This window comes from Mesorhizobium sp. M7A.F.Ca.CA.001.10.2.1, assembly GCF_003998575.1.
Lineage (GTDB): Bacteria > Pseudomonadota > Alphaproteobacteria > Rhizobiales > Rhizobiaceae > Mesorhizobium.
The window spans coordinates 1-1,040 of the sequence record NZ_RZQY01001109.1 but is presented as its reverse complement, the minus strand read 5'-3'; the positions used below and the strand labels follow the sequence as shown (position 1 = coordinate 1,040).

Here is a 1,040-nt window from a genome sequence, read left to right as displayed (position 1 = left end):
GCCGCGCCCGCCGATGGCGCGGCCCCTGCGGACAACAACTGACCCCGCATTTTCAATGGCCTTGCGGCCTCCCGCGAAAGCCCGGCCTGTCCGGGCTTTTCTTTTGACGGTTTGCGGCCTACCTGTCTGACACATTTCTGAAGCCTGGGAGCCGCGTCATGGCTGGTTACGACTACGATCTTTTCGTCATCGGCGGCGGTTCGGGCGGGGTGAGGGCGGCGCGTGTCGCCGCGGCACTCGGCAAGCGTGTCGGCATCGCCGAGGAATACCGCTATGGCGGCACCTGCGTCATCCGCGGCTGCGTGCCGAAAAAGCTCTATGTCTATGCCTCGCAATTTCCCGAGCATTTTGCCGACGCCGCCGGCTATGGCTGGACGGTGCCGGAAGCCAGCTTCGACTGGCAGACGCTGGTCGCCAACAAGGATCGCGAGATCAGCCGGCTGGAGGCCATCTACGTCAGGAACGTCGAGGGCGCCGGCGGCGAGACCTTCCATTCGCGCGCCATGATCGTCGATCCGCATGTCGTGCATCTTCTGGGCGAGGATCGCACCGTCACAGCAGACCAGATCCTGATTGCTACCGGCGGCCGCCCGGCGGCGCATCCGGCGCTGCCCGGCCATGAACATTGTATCTTTTCCAACGAGGCTTTCGACCTCAAGAAACTGCCCAAGGCGATCATGATCGAGGGCGGCGGCTACATCGCCGTCGAGTTCGCCAACATTTTTCACGGTCTCGGCGTCGACACCACGCTGGTCTATCGCGGCAAGGAGATCCTGAGCCGGTTCGACATGGACCTACGGCGCATGCTGCACGAGACGATGGAAAAGAAGGGGATAAGGATCCTCTGCCATTCCGTGTCCGAATGGATCCGCAAGCGGCCGGACGGCCGGCTCGACGCGCTCGTCAGCGGCGGCGAGGTGCTGACCGTTGACCAGGTGATGCTGGCCATCGGCCGCATTCCCAACACCGAGAATATGGGCCTGGAAGGCATCGGACTGGAGATGACCAAGACTGGCGCCATCGCCGTCGACCAATATTCC

At 63.3% G+C, this 1,040-nt stretch carries 1 protein-coding gene; it reads left to right on the top strand.

Annotated features, from left to right (window positions below; genetic code table 11):
• Positions 1–158: 158 nt before the first annotated feature.
• Positions 159–1,040: FAD-dependent oxidoreductase (locus tag EN964_RS35475; protein WP_164776459.1), on the top strand; the 882-nt coding region annotated here is incomplete at its 3' end.